Source organism: Thiorhodospira sibirica ATCC 700588 (assembly GCF_000227725.2).
Lineage (GTDB): Bacteria > Pseudomonadota > Gammaproteobacteria > Ectothiorhodospirales > Ectothiorhodospiraceae > Thiorhodospira > Thiorhodospira sibirica.
In genome coordinates, this window is the sequence record NZ_MU255055.1 from 35,167 (window position 1) to 37,283 (window position 2,117).

Annotated in this window: 1 protein-coding gene and 1 pseudogene; one reads left to right on the top strand and one right to left on the bottom strand. The window is 51.9% G+C overall.

Annotation, left to right across the window (positions count from 1 at the left end):
- Positions 1-300 (bottom strand): annotated as a pseudogene (locus tag THISIDRAFT_RS00200) (transposase); the annotation flags it as partial.
- A gap of 869 nt (positions 301-1,169) precedes the next feature.
- On the opposite strand from THISIDRAFT_RS00200, the gene THISIDRAFT_RS00205 reads away from it, so the two are divergent.
- Positions 1,170-2,117: Rpn family recombination-promoting nuclease/putative transposase (locus THISIDRAFT_RS00205; protein WP_221913919.1), on the top strand; the 948-nt coding region annotated here is incomplete at its 3' end.

Below are 2,117 nucleotides of genomic sequence, written 5' to 3' on the forward strand. Positions count from 1 at the left end.
CTTGGATGCTTGTGACGCCCGTGGCGTTGCCGTAGCCGAGCGCGTAGCCTGTCATGAAGACGCTGCCAGGTTCCATCGCGCCGCTAGCGATTGAAGTCATAGTACACTGCCGACCAGGCAGGAAAGTCGCGCGGCAGCTGACGCCACTGGCAGCCCGTCTGCAGGACATAGAAGATCGCATTGATGACTTGGCGCATGCTGAGCTTACGAGGGCGCCCGACCGGGGCGCCCGGCAACAGCGGCTTGATCGCCTTCCAGGCGCCGTCGCTGAGGTGACTCGGGTAGCGTTTTTTTGCGAATCTTCTTGCTGCATTTCTAGGGCATGTGGGCCACTTCCTAGAAAAAATCGTAGGTTAAGCCATTACGCGATTAATTTCCAAACAGCCTCTAAGTCCGGTGTCTCTTTGAGGCATTTGGCAGGTCTCGGCGAAGCAGAAAATCCTGATCGTGAGGTTAGGAATCCCCGTCCTTTAGGGCGGGGAGGATGTCAACGGGAGAGCAAGAACCCTGGAAATTTGATGAAAAGGGTGAGCCTGTAGGGTGGAGGAGCAAAAAACAGTTCTTGATTTTTTCTTCATTGTTTATCAAAATTTTCGCTTGTAGATAGGTTATCTACAAACGCGAAGGTTTCGCGTTCTATGGTCGGGGTCGAAGTCGAATCGCAAAGTTGTTCTCTGTTCAGGATGAACGCCGAGGTCACTTTTATGGCGCAAGCTGGGTTTCGACGGCTGAAACCGCCCATGTTGCCGGTGTTGACCGGCCATTCGGTTGGGACTGCTCAACCCGGACTCCAGTTGCTCGCCCGCAAGGGTGTTATCAACGGAGAGCGAAGTGCCTAAAAATCGCATAAGCAACTTTGTTTAGGTTTTTAGGAGCAGCAGCAGTGGCTGGTGTCGCGGTGATTACATGTGTCCAACTATTGACCCCATTGTCTTTCCTGAAACATCTAGTGGGTTTTGTAGTTGGTTTTGGTCGTCCTCGCCCGATGCCTATAATAGTGGCCTTGCGTGGGGCGTGGACTCCGGTAGCGGTCCTGTCTGCAACTACAGCAAGAGCGATACGAGCCGGGTGCGTCTCGTTCGCGCGCGACAGTAATTGGCTTTTGGCAGTCGAAGCCGCCACTCTGCTAAACTGTCCGTATCCTTGATTGATCCTGCATGAGGTGATGGATGCTCGGCCACTATGTCAACCTCTTCACCGATTTTGGCTTTAAAAAAATCTTTGGTGAAGACAGCAGCAAAGCGCACCTGATCAGCTTTTTAAACACCCTGCTGCCCGAAAAACACCAGATCAAGGATTTAACCTTCATCCAGAACGAATACCAGGGCGCGAGTGCGCTGGATCGCAAGGCGATATTTGACCTCAACTGTGTCAGTGATCGCGGCGAGCACTTTATTGTCGAACTGCAAAAAGCCAAGCAGAACTTTTTTAAAGACCGCAGCCTGTTTTACGCCACCTTCCCGATTCAACAGCAAGCCCAAAAAGGCGACGACTGGAATTTCAAACTAGCGGCGGTTTACACCATCGGCATTCTGGACTTTGTGTTTGATGAGGACAAAAACGACCCGCAGCACCAGGATCAGGTGGTGCATCAGGTACAACTGAAAAATCAGCACAATCAGGTGTTTTACGACAAACTCACCTTCATTTACCTGACCTTGCCCAACTTCCGCAAAACCGAAGAAGAACTGCAAACCCTGCAAGACAAATGGTTCTTTCTGTTTCGGCACTTGCACCGCTTGCAAGAGCAGCCGCAAAAACTGCAAGAACGCATCTTTACCAGCCTGTTCAAACACGCCAGCATCGCCCGTTTTAAACCTGAAGAGCGCATCGCCTACGAATCCAGCCTGAAATACTATCGTGATTTGACCAATGTGATTGATACCGCTTGGGGGGATGGTGAAAAAGTCGGCTTAGAAAAAGGCAGACAGGAAGGCCGGGAGGAAGGCAGGGAGGAAGGCAGACAGGAAGGCAGACAGGAAGGCAGGGAGGAAGGCAGGGAGGAAGGCAGAAATGAAATGGTGCTCAATATGCTGCAAGCCGGTCTGCCAGATGATCAGGTGATGCGCATTGCCCAGATCACGGCTGACGAACTGGCAGCCATCAAAGCACAACAA